We start from the raw sequence: 17,882 nt of genomic DNA on the forward strand, positions 1-17,882 counted from the left end.
CGAGATTGATCCGTCGTCGTGGCGGTGGCGTGGCCTGCGGGCAGCGCTTCCGGGCGGCGGCACGATGGAGAGTACAATGGCCGTTCCGAAGAGAAAGACGTCGCCGTCGAAGCGCGGCATGCGCCGCTCGGCCGATGCGCTGAAGCAGCCCACCTATATCGAAGACAAGAACTCCGGCGAACTGCGCCGTCCGCATCATGTCGACCTGAAGTCGGGCATGTATCGCGGCCGCCAGGTGCTGAAGGCCAAGACCGAAGCCTGAGAGGCCGAGGTCTGAGACCCGATAGGGTCTCCCCGAAAGCGCTGCCCTGCAGCGTCACGAGCCGGCCGCGAGGCCGGCTTTTTTCGTTGGGCGAGCGCCTGACGCTCTCCGCTGTCGGTGAGGTCAGCCGCGGAACCTGGCGCCGGCCCGCGTCAGTCGCGTGGCGGCGCGATAATGGCCTGCGGCGATCTGGGGTGTCTCGCGTCCACGACGGGCGAAGGGGCCGATCTCGGCCTGGCTTGCCGCGAGCTGCAGCATCAGCATGGCGGAGCCCGCCGCTGCACGCTCGTTCGCCTGATCCCGATGCTCCGATTCGGCCATGTGCCACTCCGATACGCAAACGCGGTGTCAGAGGGGAAAGTTGCAAGGGGCCGGCCAGGCTTAACGGCGTGTTAAGAACACTTACTGCATCGTTTCCGGACATCTTTCCCCGCCCGCGAACCGTCCTGCGCTCGTCGGGCGTCCCGTCCTCCCGAGGCTGCTTCACCGATGCCGGTGCCGTCGATCTTCAGTGCGCGTGACGAGGCTCGCGTCGATCCGCGCAACCTGCTCTCGTCGATCGGCGAAGTCGTCTACAGCTGGGACATCCAGAGCGACACCCTGCAATGGGGCCCGAACGCGGCCGATGTGCTCGGCCCGATTCCCGCCACGGCCATGTCGCGGGGCCTCGGCTTCGCCGGGCTGGTCGAGCCGGGCAGCGGCCGCAGCCGCTACGACGCCGTCTTCTCCTCCGGCGGGCAGGACCAGGGCGAGGGCGTGATCTACCGGACGCGCTATGCGGCGGAACTCGCCGGGCGCCGGATGTGGGTCGAGGATGCCGGGCGCTGGTTCGCCGGCACCGATGGCCGCCCCGCCTGTGCGCGTGGCATGCTGCGGCTCGAACGCCAGGTCCGCCCCGACGAGCTGCTCGGCCAGACCGGCGAGCTCGGCGACCGCTCGGCCCTGCTCGACCGCCTGTCCTCGGCGCTGACGGAGCATCTCCCGGCTGAGCGCAACGTCGTCATCCTGGTCGCGGCTATCGACGAACTGGCACGGCTGAACGACGATTTCGGCCACGAGGCCACCGACGAGATCATCGGCGTGGTGCAGGAGCGGTTGCGCTCGGTGACGCGCCGGCGCGACCATCTCGTGCGCTATTCCGGCAACCGCTTCGCGATCCTCCTGACCGGCTGCCCGCAGAACCAGGTCGAGGCCGCGGCGCGCCGCTTCAGCAAGGCCGTGGCGCAAGCCGCCATCGAGACCGCGCGTGGCATCGCGCTGGTGCGGCTGCGGGTCGGCGCGGCGATCGCGCCCGATCTCTCCAACCATGCCGGGACGCTGCTGTCGGCGGCCGAAAATGCGCTCGCCGGCGCCAAGGCCGGCGCCTCGGACGCTGCGGTGATCGCGCGCCGGCAGGAAAGCCGCGAGCGGGTCGACCAGGATTCGGGCTTCGACGTCAGCGCCCTGGCGGCCCTGAACGAGCGCCGGATCGAGCTGGCGCTGCAGCCGATCGTGCGCGCGACGACGCGCGAGATCGCCTTTCACGAGGCACTGCTGCGGGTCTTCTTCGGGCGCGACGGCGCCTTCTTCGCGACCGCCGAGCTGATTCCGATGCTGGAGCGCCGCGGGCTGGTGCGGCTCTTCGACCACCGCGTGCTGGAACTGGCAGCGGCGCTGCTGGCGGATGAACCGGCGCTCTCGCTTTCGGTCAACGTCTCGCCGCGCTCACTCTCGGATCCCGAATGGATGGACGCCTTCCTCGCCTGCACCAGCGGCGGGCGCGGGCTGGCGGAGCGGCTGATCGTCGAGATCACGGAGACGGCGACGATCGAGAACCCGACGCGGATCGCCCGGCTGCTCGGCCAGATCAAGGAGCGCGGCGCGCGCGTGGCCATCGACGATTTCGGCGCCGGCCACACCTCGCTGCGGCATCTGCGGGCCTTCCCGATCGACGTGCTCAAGATCGACGGCACCTTCACCCAGAACCTGCGCCGCTCGACTGACGACCGCTTCTATGTCCGCACGCTGATCGACCTCGCGCGCCATCTCGGTGTCGATACGGTGGCGGAATGGGTCGACGACGAGATGCAGGCACGGATGCTCGCCGACTGGGGCGTCACCTATCTGCAGGGGCATCTGGTCGGGAAAGCCGAACTGCGGCGACCGCCGGCGATCGCCCGAAGCGGCAAGCTCGCGGCCGGTTGACGAGCCGGGAGGCTGGCGGAACGGCTGTCGGCCGCTCCGCCCCCGCGTTCACTTCGTCTTGGCGAGCTTGTCCAGCCGGTCGCGCATCTCGCTCAGCTCGCGCTTGAGGTCGCCGAGATCGTCGCCCTTGGCAGGCGCTGCGGCCGAGGCCTCTTCCTGCGCCTTGGCGGCGGCCGCCGCGGCGAAGGGATTGAACATCCGGAAGGCCTCGGTGAAGATCGCCATGTTGGCGCGCGTCTGGGCCTGCAGCGCATCCATGGCGCCGCCGCCGAGCGCACCGCCCGAGAAGGCCTTGGTCATCTGCTCGCGGAACTGCCCCTGGTCCTTGGTCAGGCTGTCCATCGAGAATTCGAGATAGCGCGGCACCAGGGCCTGCATGCTGTCGCCGTAGAAGCGGATGAGCTGGCGCAGGAAGGCGATCGGCAGCAGGTTCTGCCCGTCCTTGGATTCCTCGTCAAAGATGATCTGCGCCAGGACCGACCGGGTGATGTCCTCGCCCGACTTGGCATCGTAGACCACGAAATCCTCGCCGTTGCGGACCAGCCCCGCAAGGTCCTCCAGCGTGACGTAGGAGCTTGTGCCGGTGTGATAGAGGCGGCGGTTGGCGTATTTCTTGATGACGGTCGGTTCTTTGTCGCTAGCCATCAGCATCCTGCACGTTGGTCCGTAGCCTTCCGCGAAGATCGCGCGACGGCCGGACTGACGGTCTCCCGGGAGCGATGGTAGCCGCTGCGGCGCCCGTCGCAAGTTTTTTGAGCGCCGGCCGGGAAATGCCGATCACAGCATGGGCGATGCGGCATGTCTTTGCGGCATCTCAAGGATCGGCTGCCGCAAGTTTGCGCGCGGGCATCTCTTTCGGCTGACTTGACGGCGGCGCGGCGGGCTTCGAAGGTGCCTGCCGAACAGGCGCCCGGCCCGGCCCGGGCGTCGCGACAACAGCGAGGATTTCCCCCATGGCCGATACGGACATCGTGATCGTCAGCGCGGCGCGCACCGCGGTCGGCGCCTTCAACGGCGCCTTCGCCAACACGCCGGCCCATGAGCTCGGCGCGGCCGCGATCAAGGAGGCGCTGACGCGCGCCAAGGTCGATCCCGCCGATGTCGACGAGGTCATCATGGGCCAGATCCTGACCGCCGGTCAGGGCCAGAACCCGGCCCGCCAGGCGGCGATGATCGCCGGCATCCCCCAGGAGAAGACCGCCTGGGGCCTCAACCAGCTTTGCGGCTCGGGCCTGCGCACGGTCGCCATCGGCCTGCAGCAGATCGCCAATGGCGATGCCGACATCATCGTCGCCGGCGGGCAGGAATCGATGTCGATGGCCCAGCACGCCGCGCATCTGCGCTCCGGCACCAAGATGGGCGACCTGAAGTTCACGGACACGATGATCAAGGACGGGCTCTGGGACGCTTTCCACGGCTACCACATGGGCACCACCGCCGAGAACGTCGCGACCAAGTGGCAGATCACCCGCGAGGAGCAGGACGCCTTCGCCGTGGCCTCGCAGAACAAGGCCGAGGCCGCCCAGAAGGCCGGCCGGTTCAAGGACGAGATCGTTCCCTTCACCGTCTCGACCCGCAAGGGCGACATTGTCGTCGACACCGACGAGTATCCCCGCCATGGCGCGACGATCGAGGCCATGGCCAAGCTCAAGCCCGCCTTCTCGAAGGACGGCACGGTGACCGCCGGCAACGCCTCGGGCATCAATGACGGTGCGGCGGCGCTGGTGATCATGTCGGCGAAGGAAGCCGCCAAGCGTGGCCTGAAGCCGCTCGCGCGCATCGCCTCCTGGGCGACGGCGGGCGTCGACCCGGCGATCATGGGCTCGGGCCCCATCCCAGCGACGCGCAAGGCGCTGGAGAAGGCTGGCTGGGCTGTCTCCGATCTCGACCTCGTCGAGGCCAACGAGGCCTTCGCGGCTCAGGCTCTGGCCGTGAACAAGGATCTCGGCTGGAATCCCGAGATCGTCAACGTCAATGGCGGCGCGATCGCGATCGGCCATCCGATCGGCGCCTCGGGCGCCCGCGTGCTGGTCACGCTGGTGCACGAGATGATCAAGCGCGACGCCAAGAAGGGTCTCGCCACGCTGTGCATCGGCGGCGGCATGGGCGTCGCCATGGCGCTGGAGCGCTGAGAGCGCGATGGCGCGCCAGACGACGCTCTACCGCTATCTGACCGGGCCGGACGATGCCTCCTTCTGCCATCGCGTCTCGGAGGCGCTGAGCCAGGGCTGGGTGCTCTACGGGCACCCGACCCTGACCTTTGACGCCGCGCAAGGCCGCGTCGTCTGCGGCCAGGCCATCATCAAGGACATCGAGGGGCCCTACACGCCCGATCTGAAGCTGTCGGAACAATAGCGCGGCGCCCACGCCGCCATGAGGAGGGACGAAGCATGACGAAGGTGGCTCTTGTCACGGGGGGAACGCGGGGCATCGGGGCGGCGATCAGCCGGGCCCTGCAGGAGGCCGGCCACAAGGTCGCCGCCAGCTATGCCGGCAATGACGAGGCGGCCGCCAAGTTCCAGGCCGAGACCGGCATCCCGGTGTTCAAATGGGATGTCGGCGACTACGACGCCTGCGCCGCGGGCATCGCCAAGGTCGAGGCCGATATCGGGCCGATCGACATCCTTGTGAACAATGCCGGCATCACTCGCGACGGCTTCTTCCACAAGATGACGCGCGAGCAGTGGTCGGACGTGATCCGCACCAATCTCGACTCGCTGTTCAACATGACGCGCCCGGTGATCGAGGGCATGCGCGCCCGCTCCTTCGGCCGCATCATCGTGATCTCCTCGATCAACGGCCAGAAGGGCCAGATGGGGCAGGTCAATTACTCCGCCGCCAAGGCCGGCGACATCGGCTTCGTCAAGGCGCTGGCGCAGGAGAACGCCAACAAGGGCATCACCGTCAACGCGATCACGCCGGGCTATATCGGCACCGACATGGTCGCTGCGATGCCCGAGGAGGCGCTGAAGCGCGTCGTCGCCGGTATCCCGGTGGGCCGTCTCGGCAAGCCCGAGGAGATCGCCGCGATGGTCGTCTTCCTCGCCTCCGAGCAGGGCGCTTTCGCCACCGGCGCAACCTTCGCGGTTAATGGCGGCCAGTACATGGCGTGAGGGATCGGCGCGTGATTCCCGGGCGCCGCAGCGCGGCGACCCGGGAATTGCGTGCCAACAGAGGCGCCCACTTTCTGGGAGATGCTCGGGGCGAGCCCGAGCATGACATTCCGGCTTAGCCCCGCCGCGATTTCGGCAGCAGGAAGGTCAGCAGACCCAGGGCCGGCAGCCAGGCCGTGATGCGGAAGACCTCGACGATGCCGATCTTGTCGGCGAGTGCGCCGAGCACGGCCGCCGCGATGCCGGCCAGCCCGAAGGACAGCCCGTAGAACAGCCCGCCGACCAGCCCGACGCGGTGGGGCACGAGATCGATGGCGTAGATCAGGATCGCCGAGAAGGCGCTCGCCATGACGAAGCTGATGATCACGCTGAGCACGCCGGTCCAGAACAGATCGGCATGGGGCAGCATGAGCGCAAACGGCAAAGACCCCACGATGGAAAGCCAGATCACCCGGTCGCGGCCGATGCGGTCTCCAACCATGCCGCCGATGATCACGCCGAAGGTCGAGACCAGCAGATAGAGGAACAGCATGATCTGCGAGAGCTGCACCGTGATCTCGAAGCGCGTCATCAGGTAGAAGGTGTAATAGGAGGTGAAGGCGGCGTTGTAGCCGTTCTTCGAGACCAGCAGCAGGATCAGGATCGTCATCGCGAAGAGCACGCGCCCCCGCGAGAGGCCATGCGCGGCGGTCTCGTCGCCATGGCCCTTGGGCTGGCTGCGGCGGAAGGCGCTGTAGCGCGAGGCGGTCCAGGACATCAGAACCATCGCGACCAGCACGACGATGGAGAACCAGGCCAGGCTCGACTGGCCGCGCGGGACGACGATCGCCGCCGCCAGCAACGGGCCGATCGCATAGCCGGCATGGCCGCCGACCTGGAACAGCCCCTGTGCCAGGCCCTGGCGGCCGGCGGCGGCATGGCGGGCCATGCGCGTCGCCTCAGGGTGGAACACGGCCGAGCCGAGCCCGACCAGCGCGGCGGCCAACAGGACCATCGGGTAGCTCGTCGCGAAGGCGAGCGTCATGAGCCCGAGCAGCGTCGCGCCCATGCCGGCAACCATCGCATAGGGCCAGGGGCGCTTGTCGGTCAGCCAGCCGAGCAGCGGCTGCAGCAGGGACGACGTCACCTGGAAGGCCAGCGTGATCAGGCCGATCTGGCCGAAATCGAGCTGGAAGTTCTCCTTGATCAGCGGGTAGAGCGCCGGGATCATCGACTGAAGCAGATCGTTCAGCAGATGTGCCGCGCTCAGCGCGATGAGGATCGGGATCAGCGGGCGGCGCTCGGTGGCCGGCATCGAGAGTGTCGTCATGGCCCTGACGCTTGATCCTTGCGCCCGTCGCGGTCAATGGCGCTGCGCGGCGTGCCGATCATGGCCGCCATGGCGCCAAGGCCGTGCTGCGCTGCGTTGAGACGCTAACAGCTTGGTCGTTTAGAACCACGCCGTCATCCCGGGTCTCCCTTCGGTCGCCCGGGATGACGGCACATTTATCTGCGCCCGCCCACTATCGGCTTTCCGCCGGCCGCCTGCTATCGAGGCCGCCAGCCCGCTCCAACCCCGCCGCGCCCATGACCTCCCGCACCGCCACCCTCATCGGCGCCCTCGCCATCCTGCTCTGGTCGACGCTCGCGCTGTTCACGGCGATGAGCGGACGGGTGCCGCCGTTCCAGCTCGTCGGCATGACCTTCGTGATCGGCGGGCTGTTGATCCTCGCCATCGCTGCTGGGCGCGGGCAGCTCTCGCGCATCCGCCCAACGCCGGCCTCCTTCGCGCTGGGGCTCTACGGCCCCTTCGGCGACACGGCGCTGTATTATGCGGCGGTGAAGACGGCGCCGGCCGCCGAGGCGAACCTGATCCATTATCTCTGGCCGCTGCTGATCGTGCTGTTTGCGGCGCTTTTGCCGGGCGGGCGGCTGCGGCCGCGGCATCTGGTCGGCGCGCTGATCGGCCTGGCTGCGACCGCTCTGCTGGTTTCGGGCGGGCTCGGGGCCGGGCAGGGGCTGGCGCTCGGGCATATCCTCGCGGCGCTCGGCGCCTTCGTCTGGGCGAGCTATTCGGTGGCCTCGCGCCGCTTCGCTGCGGTGCCCTCGGAGAGCCTGTGCCTCACCATGCTCGGCTGCGCCGTGCCGGCCTTCGCCTGCCATCTCGCCTTCGAGACGACGCTGTGGACGCTGACGGCGACCGAATGGGTCGGCGTGCTCGGGCTCGGCCTTGGCTCGATTGGCCTCGCCTTCGTCGTCTGGGACATCGGCATGAAGCAGGGCGATGTCGCGCTGCTCGGCGTCGCTTCTTACGCCGCCCCGGTGCTCTCGACGATCATCCTCGTGCTTGCGGGCTACGCCCAGCCGAGCTGGCTACTCGCCGTGTCCTGCGTGCTGATCGTGGTCGGGGCGGTGGTGGCGAGCTACGGCCCGCGTCATGGTCGGCCTTGAGCCGACCAGCTCGTGCAGGAGATCCTCGGGTCTGCGCTGCGCTTCGCCCGAGGATGACGATCGGCGGCCTTTGGCCGCCAAGCGTCAATTCCGCCTGAGCAGCCGTTCCAGATAATCCAGCTCTTCCATCGGGCGCGACGGGTCGCCAAGGCGGCGGCGGAGTTCCTCGAGAATGCGGCGGGCGCGCTGGGTCGCGCTTTCGTCGGCGCCGGGCACGCGGACGCGGCCATCGGCCCAGTCGCGCTGGCGCTGCGGCCGGCCGAGCGGGTCCTCGCGGCCCCGCTGCTGCGCCGAGGGGCGGCCGGCGGGCTGGCCGTCCGGCTCGCCGAAGGCGCCCTCGCCGGGCTCGCCGCCCTCGCCGGGCTGGCCCTGCATCTGCTGGGCGAGGTTCTGCGCGCCCTTGCGCAGCGCCTCGAGCGCCCGGCCTTGCGCGTCGAGCGCGCCTTCGCCCTGGCCCTGGCCGAGCTGCTCGCCGGCCTCGCCCATGGCGCCTTCCGCTTCGCCGAGCTCGCCCTGCTGGGGCGCGCCCATGCCGCGCATGCGACGCTGCAGATCCTGGAGCCGGTCGCGCAGCTGCTGCTGGCGCTGGGCGAGGCTCTGCCCGCCCTGGCCCTGCTGGCCCTGCGCGCCCTGCTGGCCTTCGCCCTCCTCGCCGTCCTCGCCCTGTTCACCGGGCTGCTGGCCCGGCTGCTGGCCGCGCTGGCCCTGCTGACGCTGGCCCTGCTGGCCCGGACGGGCCTGCTGCTGGCCGGGGCGCTGGCCGCGCTGGGCGCGGTTCTGGCGCTGCTGCTCCTGCTGGAAGGTCTCGTCGCGCAGGCCCTGCTGCTCGCGGGTCATCCGGTCGAGATCGGAAAGGGCCTGATTCATCTCGCGCTGGCGCGGGTCCTGCTGACCCGGACGCGCCATCTGGAGATTGTTGAGCATCTGGTTGAGCTCTTCCATCAGGCGCTGCGCCTCGGCCATGTCGCCGCGCTTCGACAGCTCCTCGATGCGGTTGAGCATGTTCTGCAGATCGCGCGGCGTCACCGTCCGGAAATTCTCCGGCAGCTGCGACATCTGGTTGGGGTCGGCGTTCTGCTGCTGGCGCTGCATCTGCTCAGCGAGCTGGCGCATGAACTGGTCGAGCGCCCGGCGCATCTCGTCGGTGAGCTTCTTGATCTCCTCCTCGGAGGCGCCGCGCTCGAGCGCCTGCTGCAGGTTCTCCTGCGCCGCGCGCAGTGCCTTCTCCGCATCGGAGAGGTCGCCATCCTCGAGCTGGAGCGCGAGCGCCCACATCAGCTCGGCGACCTCGCGCAGTTGATCGTCGCTGCGGGCCTGGCGCAGGCGCTCGCCGATCATCCGCATGCCGAGATAGACGCCGGTCTCCTTCATGAAGAGTTCGGGCTCGATCAGCAGGGCATCCATGCCGAGCTGGACCTTGCTGCGGTCGTCGACATTCATGACCAGCTTGCGGCGCTGCTCGACCAGGGCCTTGGCGAGCGGCTTGGCGAAGGTGCGCTGCGGCAGCACGACCTCGACGGCCTCGCTGCGGCCCTCCTGGCCGGCCTCATCGCGCGCGACCAGCGTCATGCGGACCTTGGCGCCGGCCCAGGGATGGGCCGAGAAATCGACCGTGCTCTTCTGCTCCTCGTCGCCCGCCGGGGAAGAGGGCACGCTGAGCGCCTGCTTGGGCGCCTCGACCAGCGAGCGGCCGGCTGAGGGCGGGCCAGCGCGCTCGACGGTGGCCTCAACCGACGCCAGGCCGTAATCATCCTTGGCGGTGTAGGCGATGGAGAGCCCGCCCGGCTGCGGCCCCGTGACGGGCTTGGGCGGCTCGCGGAAGGCGATTTCCGGGGCGCGGTCGGGAATGGCGGTGATCGCGAGCGTCGCGCCCGGCGCACCGCTGCCCGTGAGACGCAGCGTGCCGTTGCCGGCGAGCGTATAGCGCCGCTCCACGACGGCGGGCGCCTGGCCGGGCGCGGGCTTGGCCGCCGGGGCGGCCGCGGCCTGAGCGTCGGCTGGCTTGCCATCCGCCGCCTTGCCCTCGCCGGGCTTGGGTTCGGCCAGGGCATCGAGCCGGCCGGTGACGGCGACGTCCATCGCGCTCTTGCCGGCGATGCGGACGACGATCGTCGACTTTTCGGGGGCGCTGATCTGCGGGCTCGCGAGCTTCGCAAAGTCGATCAGCATCGGCGGCAGGCGGGTATAGGCCGGCGGGTCGATCCAGGCGTCGATGCGGGTGGCGGGCGCCGGCAGGGACGGGCCGCGCCAGTCGAAGGCGGCGCGCAGGCGCTGGTCGCTCTCGGGTCCGGCGACGAAGAAGGCGGTGACGGCGGCGAGAATCGGCAGGGCGCGCAACGCGCGGCGGTCGCGGTTGGCCATGCGCGGCTGTGGGGCGGCAACGCGCAAGCCTTCGATGCGCTCGCTCTGGCGCTCGACATGCAGGGCCCAGAGCGCCTGCGAGACGGGATCCTTCGCGCCGACGGCGAGGCTGTCCTCCAGCGCCGAGGCCGGTCGATGGCCGCCTTCGAGCGACTGGTCGAGGCGGGTCAGCGCGTCGCGGTGGGTCGGAAGGACGATGCGCGCCACATGCCAGAGGGACGCCAACAGGGCAGTGGCGAAGAGCGCGACGCCCAGAGCGCGGCCCTGCCAGGGCAAGGCGGTCCAGAGACCGAACCAGGAGATCGCGAGGAAGGTGAGGATGACGGCGACGGGCAGCCAGAGGCGCGGCCAGAGACGCTCCCAGCCCAGCGAAACACGCGACGCCATGGCGAGGCGTGCCAGACGCTGCCGCACGCCCTCGATCCGAACCGGCGCCTCGCGGCGCTGCGCTTCCTTCATGCCGTCGCTCCGAGCCGCCCCCAAATGCCGCCGGGATGTCTCGCCCGCATCCGAGCCAGGATCACGACGCTAGCACGTGAATATGGCAAGGCCAGTGCGAAGACGTCGCGCCCATGCCCGCTCCACGTTTCGTGAACAGGGATCTCGGTCCGGGATCGCGGCTCCGGCGAACCCTGTTCAGGCCAGCCAGGGCGGTGCACGATCCGTGCCGAGCAGCTCCTCGAAGGTCTGGCGCGGCCGCGTCACGGCGTAGTCGGCGCCCTTCACGAGTACCTCGGGCACCAGCAGGCGCTGGTTGTAGGTCGAGGCCATGCTGGCGCCATAGGCGCCGGCGGTCATGAAGGCGATCAGGTCGCCGGGCTTCAGCGCCGGCAGCACGCGGCCGGTGGTGAAGGTGTCGCCCGATTCGCAGATCGGCCCGACGACGTCATAGGCGACCTCCGGCGTGCCGGCCTGGGGCTCCGCCACCGGCCAGATCTCGTGATAGGCCTCGTACATGGCCGGCCGCACGAGATCGTTCATCGCGGCATCGACAACGAGGAACTGCTTGGTCGGGCGCGGATTGAGGTGCAGCACCTGCGTCATCAGGATACCTGCATTGCCGACGATCAGGCGTCCGGGCTCGAAGCCGAGCTCGACCTCAAGGCCTTTCGTGACGCGCGCGACCATGTCGGCATAGGCGTCGATCAGGCCCGGCCCGTGGTCGAATGTCTTAGGGATGTCATAGGGGATGCCGAGCCCGCCGCCGAGATCGAGCCGCTCGACGCGGTGGCCCTCGGTGCGCAGGTCGCCGACCAGCGCCGCCATCTTCACGTAGGCCGCCTCGAAGGACTCGGTCTCGCGGATCTGGCTGCCGATATGCAGCGCCAGCCCCATCATCCGCACGCCCGGCAGGTTGGCGGCGCGGGCATAGAGCCGGCCGACCTCCTCGAAGGACACGCCGAACTTGTTCTCCGACGAGCCGGTGGTGATCTTGGCGTGGCCGCCGGCACCGATGTCGGGATTGACGCGGAACACCGCCTCCTGGCGCTTGCCGAGGGCGGCGGCGACGCGGGAGAGCAGGTCGAGCTCGCCTTCGGTCTCGATATTGACCTGGTAGATGCCGGCTTGAACCGCGAAGCGCAGCTCGCTCTCGCTCTTGCCGACGCCGGAGAAGACGATCCGCTCCGGCGGGAAGCCGGCGGCGAGCGCCTTGCGGACCTCGCCTTCGGAGACGGTGTCGGCCCCTGCGCCGAGCGCGGCGAGCGTCTTCAGCACGCCGAGATTGCCGTTGGCCTTCATCGCGTAGAAGACATGGGCCCGGCCGCCACCGGCCGCGCGGGTCATCGCCTCCGCATAGAGCCGGTAATGCCGCTCGATCGTCGCCGAGGAATAGACATAGACCGGCGTGCCGACCGCCTCGGCGATGCGGCGCAGATCGACATCCTCCGCGAAGAGGGCGCCGTCGCGATAGCTGAAATGGTGCATCGGGGGCGGCTCAGAGGATCGGGTCGAGAACGAAGGGCTTCTCCGGCACGGTGATGGCGCGGTTGGCCTTGGCGGGCCGGGCCAGGATCGAGGTCTCGCCGATGCCGCCGGTGTTGTTCTCGACGGCGCCGATCTGCGAATCGGGCAGGTCGATCGCGCCGGTGGCGTTCGGCGGCGGCTCGAGCGGGCCTTTGCGGCCGCAGGCTCCGAGCGCGAGAGCGAGCAGGCCCGCGACCAGGACGGCGCGGCCGAGTTTCAGGCGGGAGTGCAGCACGGAAGCGAACCCTTGGGCGGAACGGGCATCGGGCGATGCGAGGGATGAGTGTAGCGAAGGATGGCGGCGGAGGCGAGGCGCCGCGTCAGTCTCGGGCTTGACCCGAGACTCTCCTGCCGGAGATGCCCGGGTCAAGCCCGGGCATGACGTGATCCTAGCCCTTCGCCAGCTTCTTCAGCCAGCGCCGCGCCTGGCGACGGACATTGTTCGGGGCCGTGCCGCCATAGCTCACGCGGCTGCGGACCGACTGGTCGACGCCGAGCACGGCGAAGACGGCCTCGGTGATCTGCGGTTCCACCGCCTGCATCTCGGCGAGGCTGAGCTTCTCCAGCCCGATCTTCCTCTCCGATGCGAGGCCGACGAGGCGGCCGGTAACGTGATGGGCGTCGCGGAAGGGCATCTTCAGCACCCGCACCAGCCAGTCGGCGAGGTCTGTGGCGGTGGCGTAGCCGAGGCCGGCGGCGCGCTTCATCACCTTCAGGTCGGGCTGCATGTCGCGGACCATGCCGGCCATGGCGGCGAGGCAGAGCGAGAGCGTCTGGAGGGCGTCGAAGGTGCCTTCCTTGTCCTCCTGCATGTCCTTGGAATAGGTCAGCGGCAGGCCCTTCATCATCGTCAGCATCGCCTGCAGCGTGCCGAAGACGCGCCCCGACTTGCCGCGCACCAGCTCGGCGGCGTCGGGGTTGCGCTTCTGCGGCATGATCGACGAGCCGGTCGAGAAGGCGTCGGAGAGGCGCACGAAGCCGAACTGCGGCGTCGCCCAGAGCACGATCTCCTCGGCCAGACGCGACAGGTGCATGGCGCAGATCGAGGCGGCAGCCAGCGTCTCCAGCACGAAGTCGCGGTCCGAAACCGAGTCGAGCGAGTTCGCGGTCGGCCGGTCGAAGCCGAGCGCCCTGGCGGTCATCTCGCGGTCGATCGGGAAGGAGGTGCCGGCGAGTGCCGCGGCGCCGAGCGGGGATTCGTTGAGGCGCCGGCGCGCATCGGCGACGCGGCCGCGGTCGCGCCCCAGCATTTCGACATAGGCCAGCAGATGGTGACCGAAGGTGACCGGCTGGGCCGACTGGAGATGGGTGAAGCCCGGCATCACGGCGCCGGCATAGGTCTCGGCCTTCTCGGCCAGGGCGAGCTGGAGATCGGCCATCTGCTCATCGAGCTGGTCGAGCGTGTCGCGCACCCACAGCTTCATGTCGGTCGCGACCTGGTCGTTGCGCGAGCGGCCGGTGTGGAGCCGGCCTGCGGCGGCGCCGATCTTGTCCTTCAGATTGCTCTCGACGTTCATGTGGACGTCCTCGAGCGCGCGCGAGAACGTGAAGGTGCCGGACTCGATATCGGCCTCGACCTGCTTGAGCCCGGCGTCGATCGCGGCCACATCGTCCTTCGTCAGGATGCCCGTCTCTCCGAGCATCGCGGCATGGGCGCGCGAACCGCGGATGTCCTGGCGCCAGAGGCGCTGGTCGAAATCGATGGAGGCGTTGATCTCCTCCATGATGGCGTCGGGACCCGTGGCGAAACGCCCACCCCACATGCGATTGCTCACGACGGTCTTTCCTGATTTGAGGACGCCGATGACGTCACGATCGAAATGGTTCGCCGCAGGCGGTGCGCTTCTGCTCGTCGCGCTCGCCGGCGGTGCGGCCTTCTACTCCGTCGCGGGCGATGCCGGCAATTCCGCATCTTGCAGGGCCGCCCGGCCCGCCGCGGCCGCCATGGCGCCGCTGGCGCGCGGCGAGGTCGCGGCCGTGCAGGTCCATGCCGCGCCGCTGCCGACGCCCGACCTCGCCTTCACCGGTCCCGACGGCGCGCCGACGACGCTTTCGGCCTTCCGCGGCAAGACGGTGCTCGTCAATCTCTGGGCGACCTGGTGCCCGCCCTGCCTGAAGGAGATGCCCTCGCTCAATGCGCTGCAGAGCGCGCTGGGCGGGCCCGATTTCGCGGTGGTGACGATCAATATCGACACGCGCAACCTGGAGAAGCCCAAGGCCTGGCTGGCCGAGCGGCAGATCGAGGCCCTGACCTATTACGCCGATCCGAAGGCGAAGGTGTTCCAGGAGTTGCGCGCCGCGCGCAAGGTCGAGGGCATGCCGGTGAGCCTGATCGTCGACCGCGAGGGCTGCGAGCTAGCGATCCTGCAGGGCCCCGCCGACTGGGCGAGTGCCGATGCGAAGGCCCTGATCGGGGCGGCCCTGCGGCGCTGAGGGTCGCATCCTTGCCGCATTGCGAGGTCCTGATGCCGGCCTGACTGGCCGATGAATTGGGACCGACCTCCATGCCTTGCCTGAATTTCGCGACTTGCCTGACCTTGGTGCGCCGCGCCGCGCTCGCCTGCCTCGTCTCCGTGCTCTTCGCCGGCCCCGCCCCGGCGCAGGAGGCGCGGCCCCTGGCGGGGACCGGCATTGCACTGGTGCCGCCGCCCGGCTTCGAGCCCGCGAGCGGCTTCGCCGGACTGGTGAACCCGCTGACGCAGGGCAGTGTCCTCGTTGCGGAGCTGCCGGCCGAGGCCCATCCCCAGATCGCGGTGCTGTTTGCCGATGTCGAGGCGGCGAAGGCCGGCTTCGCCCGCCAGAACGTCACGATCCTGCGGCGCGAGGAGGTGAGGCCCGCCACCGGCGAGACGGTGCCGTTGCTCTCCGGCACCCAGGCACTTGCGGGGGTGACCTATGACAAATGGGTGGCGCTGCTGAAGGGGCCGAAGACGGTGATGCTCACCATCCAGTCACCGCAGGCGGCCAAGCTCGCGCCGGAGACGGTGCGGGCGATGGTGGCTTCCGTCAGCTTCGGCAAGCAACCCACTCTGGAGGAGAAGCTGACGGCCCTGCCATTCGCGATCGCAGCGGTGGCGCCCTTCCGCATCCTCGACACGATCGGCGGCTCGGGCGTGATGATGACGGCGGGCGAACGCGACATCGACCCGTCGGGACGCCAGCCCCTGCTGATCGCCGTCTACCAGCTTTCCGCGCCGGCGTCGCTCGCCAGCGCGCCCCAGGCAGCCGAGACGGCGCTGCGGGCAACGCGCGACTTCCAGGCTGCGCGCATCGACCGGCGCGAGTCGACCGCCTTCGCGGGCGGGGAGGGTGTCGTGCTCGGCGGCACGATCGATGCCGGCGGCGGGCGGCCGCGGCGCTTCGTGCAGTATTTCGCCACGGGGCCGGAGGGCCGCTTCGTGCGCCTGCTCGCGGTGGCGGAGGACGCGGCCTTCGCCGGGCTGACGCCGGGGATCGAGCAGGTTGCGGCCAGCGTCGCCTTCCGCCGCTGAGCCGCCGCCGGGATTGCCTCGCGCGCGCTGTTTCAGCATAGGCTGCCGGCATGACCTACACGATCGGCCTCGCCACCACCTTCCACGATCCCGCCATCGCGATCATCGGCCCCGATGGCGGCGTCCACTTCGCCGAGGCGACCGAGCGCTATCTCCAGTTCAAGCGCGCGCCGAATTGCGAGCCCGATACGGCGCCGCGGATGGAGGCGCTGCTGAAGCGCTACGTCCCTGCCGATGCGCAGGTCGCGATCGCGACCAGCTGGGGCGCGGAGTTCACTGGCTTCCTCGACCAGATGAGCCGCGCCGGCTCCTTCTCGCTGGAGGCCTTGCTCAAGCTCTCGCCGGAGCTGAACCGCTCTCTGGTGCCCGAGCGCACGGAACGCGCCCTGATCGCCTCGCTGCATCAGGGCCAGCAGCGGGCCGGCATTGGTACGCTGCTCGGGCTTGATCGCGCCTTCGGCCGCGCCAACGTCACCGGCCTCACGCGCTTCGGTCATCATCTCAGCCACGCGGCTTATGCCTGCTGGTCCTCGCCCTTCACGGACGCCGCTTGCCTCGTCGTCGACGGCATGGGCGAGACCGGGGCGTCGGCGATCTTCGCGCTGGAAGGCGGGCGCATCCGCGAGGTCAAGCGCCATCGCGGGCGCGAATCGATCGGCTTCTATTTCGGGCTGGTGACCGATCTTGCCGGCTTCGACCAGGCCAAGGGCGAGGAGTGGAAGATCATGGGGCTTGCGCCCTATGGCCGGACCGATGAGCGGCTGATGGCGCTGCTGCGGCGGCTCTACACAATCGAGGGCCACAAGCTCTCCTTCGCCAAGGCCGATGTCGTGCAGGCGGTGGCGGCGGAGATCCTGAGCCTTCGCCCGGCGGACGCGCTCGACAGCGGCTGGGCCGATCTTGCGCGCTGCGGGCAGGACGTTTTTGCCGAGATGATGGAGGCGCTTCTGGGGGAAACCGCGGCGCTGGTGCCGTCGCCCCACCTCGTGCTGGCCGGCGGCTGCGCGCTCAACTCCTCCTTCAACGGCAAGATCGCCGGGCGCCATGGCTTCGCTGACGTCTTCGTGCCCTCCGCTCCGGCCGATGACGGCAATGCCATTGGCGCCGCCTGGCTCAGCCACGCGCAGCGGAATCCCGACTGGCGCGCGCCGAAGGGGCCGCTCTCGCCCTATCTCGGCTCGACCGTCTCGACCGAACCGCTGGAGCGGATGCAGGCCTGGGAGCCGCGGCTGCGCAGGCTCGCGCCGGATGAGGTCGCGCCGGTGACAGCCAAGCTCCTGACCGAGGGCAAGCTGGTCGGCTGGGTGCAGGGCCGGGCGGAGTTCGGGCCGCGCGCGCTCGGCAACCGCTCGATCATCGCCGATCCGCGCCCGGCCGACGCCAAGGACATCCTCAACGCCAAGGTGAAGTACCGCGAGGCCTTCCGGCCCTTCGCGCCTTCGATCCTGGCCGAACATGCGCCCGACTGGTTCGAGCATTATCAGGACGCGCCCTATATGGAGCGCACGCTCACCTGGAAGGAGGCGGTGCGTGCGCGCGTGCCGGCTGTTGTGCATGAGGATGCGACGGGGCGGCTGCAGAGCGTCACGGCTGAGCGCAACCCGCGCTATCACGCGCTGATTTCGGCCTTCCATGAGCTCACCGGCGTGCCGGTGATCTTGAACACCTCCTTCAACATCATGGGCAAGCCGATCCTCCATACGGCGGAGGATGCGATCCTGATGTTCTACACCAGCGGACTCGATGCGCTGGTGATCGAGGACTGGCTCCTGGTGAAGTAGGTCCGCGCCTTCAGCGCGGCGGCAGCTCGCAGCAGCCGGAGGCGAGCTCGTCGCAGATCTCGAGCTCGATCGGGCAGTCGCCCTCGCGCTCGAGCAGGTCGGCGACGAGCTCTTTCAGTCGCTCGCGCAGCGCCTCCAGCGTCGGCGCCTCGGTGACGATGCCGCTCTCGTCGGTGGCCACCGCATACCAGGCGCCGTCCTGCCCGTCGCGACGGACCTCGAATTTCAGCGGCTCCAGGGTCGCGCCCTTGCGGGCGGCGACCCTGAGGCCAAAGCCGGGAAAAGGCATGGCGTC

Annotated in this window: 17 protein-coding genes; 9 read left to right on the top strand and 8 right to left on the bottom strand. The window is 69.5% G+C overall.

Annotated elements, in window-relative coordinates:
* Nucleotides 1–76 precede the first annotated feature (76 nt).
* A complete protein-coding gene (gene rpmF / locus ABIE41_RS08690) occupies nucleotides 77–262 on the top strand; it encodes a 50S ribosomal protein L32 (protein ID WP_043233137.1) in 186 nt (61 codons plus the stop codon).
* A gap of 123 nt (nucleotides 263–385) precedes the next feature.
* On the opposite strand, the gene ABIE41_RS08695 is transcribed toward rpmF, so the two are convergent.
* Entirely contained in the window at nucleotides 386–583 is a 198-nt protein-coding gene (locus ABIE41_RS08695; RefSeq protein WP_192644021.1) for a hypothetical protein, read from the bottom strand.
* Between the two features lie 168 nt (nucleotides 584–751).
* Here ABIE41_RS08695 and ABIE41_RS08700 point away from each other — a divergent pair, with 168 nt between their 5' ends.
* Nucleotides 752–2,446: an EAL domain-containing protein gene (locus ABIE41_RS08700; RefSeq protein ID WP_192644020.1), complete on the top strand. Its 1,695-nt coding sequence runs from the start codon at nucleotides 752–754 to the stop codon at nucleotides 2,444–2,446.
* A 48-nt stretch (nucleotides 2,447–2,494) separates the two neighbouring features.
* Here the strand turns inward: ABIE41_RS08700 and phaR are convergent, their stop codons facing one another.
* Complete coding sequence (gene phaR, locus ABIE41_RS08705; protein ID WP_192644019.1) at nucleotides 2,495–3,091, bottom strand: polyhydroxyalkanoate synthesis repressor PhaR; 597 nt, start codon at nucleotides 3,089–3,091, stop codon at nucleotides 2,495–2,497.
* A 308-nt stretch (nucleotides 3,092–3,399) separates the two neighbouring features.
* On the opposite strand from phaR, the gene ABIE41_RS08710 reads away from it, so the two are divergent.
* From ABIE41_RS08710 to phbB, 3 genes are read left to right on the top strand one after another with little or no spacing between them, the layout of a single operon-like run.
* Nucleotides 3,400–4,578 (top strand): acetyl-CoA C-acetyltransferase, encoded by a 1,179-nt coding sequence (locus ABIE41_RS08710; protein ID WP_192644018.1) that lies wholly within the window; start codon nucleotides 3,400–3,402, stop codon nucleotides 4,576–4,578.
* Nucleotides 4,579–4,585: 7 nt separating this feature from the next.
* Complete coding sequence (locus ABIE41_RS08715; RefSeq protein ID WP_192644017.1) at nucleotides 4,586–4,801, top strand: DUF1737 domain-containing protein; 216 nt, start codon at nucleotides 4,586–4,588, stop codon at nucleotides 4,799–4,801.
* A gap of 35 nt (nucleotides 4,802–4,836) precedes the next feature.
* Nucleotides 4,837–5,559: an acetoacetyl-CoA reductase gene (gene phbB / locus ABIE41_RS08720; protein WP_192644016.1), complete on the top strand. Its 723-nt coding sequence runs from the start codon at nucleotides 4,837–4,839 to the stop codon at nucleotides 5,557–5,559.
* Between the two features lie 115 nt (nucleotides 5,560–5,674).
* On the opposite strand, the gene ABIE41_RS08725 is transcribed toward phbB, so the two are convergent.
* Nucleotides 5,675–6,868, bottom strand: coding sequence for an MFS transporter (locus ABIE41_RS08725; protein ID WP_192644015.1), 1,194 nt, complete (start codon nucleotides 6,866–6,868; stop codon nucleotides 5,675–5,677).
* 257 nt (nucleotides 6,869–7,125) lie between these two features.
* On the opposite strand from ABIE41_RS08725, the gene yddG reads away from it, so the two are divergent.
* Nucleotides 7,126–7,989, top strand: a complete 864-nt coding sequence (gene yddG / locus ABIE41_RS08730) for an aromatic amino acid exporter YddG (protein WP_192644014.1) — start codon at nucleotides 7,126–7,128, stop codon at nucleotides 7,987–7,989.
* A gap of 84 nt (nucleotides 7,990–8,073) precedes the next feature.
* On the opposite strand, the gene ABIE41_RS08735 is transcribed toward yddG, so the two are convergent.
* From ABIE41_RS08735 to argH, 4 genes are all read right to left on the bottom strand, one after another.
* A complete protein-coding gene (locus tag ABIE41_RS08735; protein WP_192644013.1) occupies nucleotides 8,074–10,809 on the bottom strand; it encodes a TIGR02302 family protein in 2,736 nt (911 codons plus the stop codon).
* A gap of 177 nt (nucleotides 10,810–10,986) precedes the next feature.
* Nucleotides 10,987–12,276: a diaminopimelate decarboxylase gene (lysA, locus tag ABIE41_RS08740; protein ID WP_192644012.1), complete on the bottom strand. Its 1,290-nt coding sequence runs from the start codon at nucleotides 12,274–12,276 to the stop codon at nucleotides 10,987–10,989.
* A 10-nt stretch (nucleotides 12,277–12,286) separates the two neighbouring features.
* The gene (lptM, locus tag ABIE41_RS08745) at nucleotides 12,287–12,550 is read right to left on the bottom strand and encodes an LPS translocon maturation chaperone LptM (protein ID WP_066717133.1); all 264 of its coding nucleotides are present in this window, start codon (nucleotides 12,548–12,550) and stop codon (nucleotides 12,287–12,289) included.
* 154 nt (nucleotides 12,551–12,704) lie between these two features.
* Complete coding sequence (argH, locus tag ABIE41_RS08750) at nucleotides 12,705–14,090, bottom strand: argininosuccinate lyase (protein WP_192644011.1); 1,386 nt, start codon at nucleotides 14,088–14,090, stop codon at nucleotides 12,705–12,707.
* Between the two features lie 28 nt (nucleotides 14,091–14,118).
* On the opposite strand from argH, the gene tlpA reads away from it, so the two are divergent.
* The 3 genes from tlpA to ABIE41_RS08765 all read left to right on the top strand — a co-directional run bounded on the left by tlpA (nucleotide 14,119) and on the right by ABIE41_RS08765 (nucleotide 17,587).
* Complete coding sequence (tlpA, locus tag ABIE41_RS08755) at nucleotides 14,119–14,748, top strand: thiol:disulfide interchange protein TlpA (RefSeq protein ID WP_192644010.1); 630 nt, start codon at nucleotides 14,119–14,121, stop codon at nucleotides 14,746–14,748.
* Between the two features lie 71 nt (nucleotides 14,749–14,819).
* Nucleotides 14,820–15,806, top strand: coding sequence for a hypothetical protein (locus ABIE41_RS08760; RefSeq protein ID WP_192644009.1), 987 nt, complete (start codon nucleotides 14,820–14,822; stop codon nucleotides 15,804–15,806).
* A gap of 50 nt (nucleotides 15,807–15,856) precedes the next feature.
* Nucleotides 15,857–17,587, top strand: a complete 1,731-nt coding sequence (locus ABIE41_RS08765) for a carbamoyltransferase family protein (RefSeq protein WP_192644008.1) — start codon at nucleotides 15,857–15,859, stop codon at nucleotides 17,585–17,587.
* A 10-nt stretch (nucleotides 17,588–17,597) separates the two neighbouring features.
* On the opposite strand, the gene ABIE41_RS08770 is transcribed toward ABIE41_RS08765, so the two are convergent.
* Nucleotides 17,598–17,876, bottom strand: coding sequence for a DUF1902 domain-containing protein (locus tag ABIE41_RS08770; protein WP_192644007.1), 279 nt, complete (start codon nucleotides 17,874–17,876; stop codon nucleotides 17,598–17,600).
* Nucleotides 17,877–17,882: the final 6 nt, after the last annotated feature.

It is taken from the genome of Bosea sp. OAE506, from assembly GCF_040546595.1.
Taxonomy (GTDB): domain Bacteria; phylum Pseudomonadota; class Alphaproteobacteria; order Rhizobiales; family Beijerinckiaceae; genus Allobosea.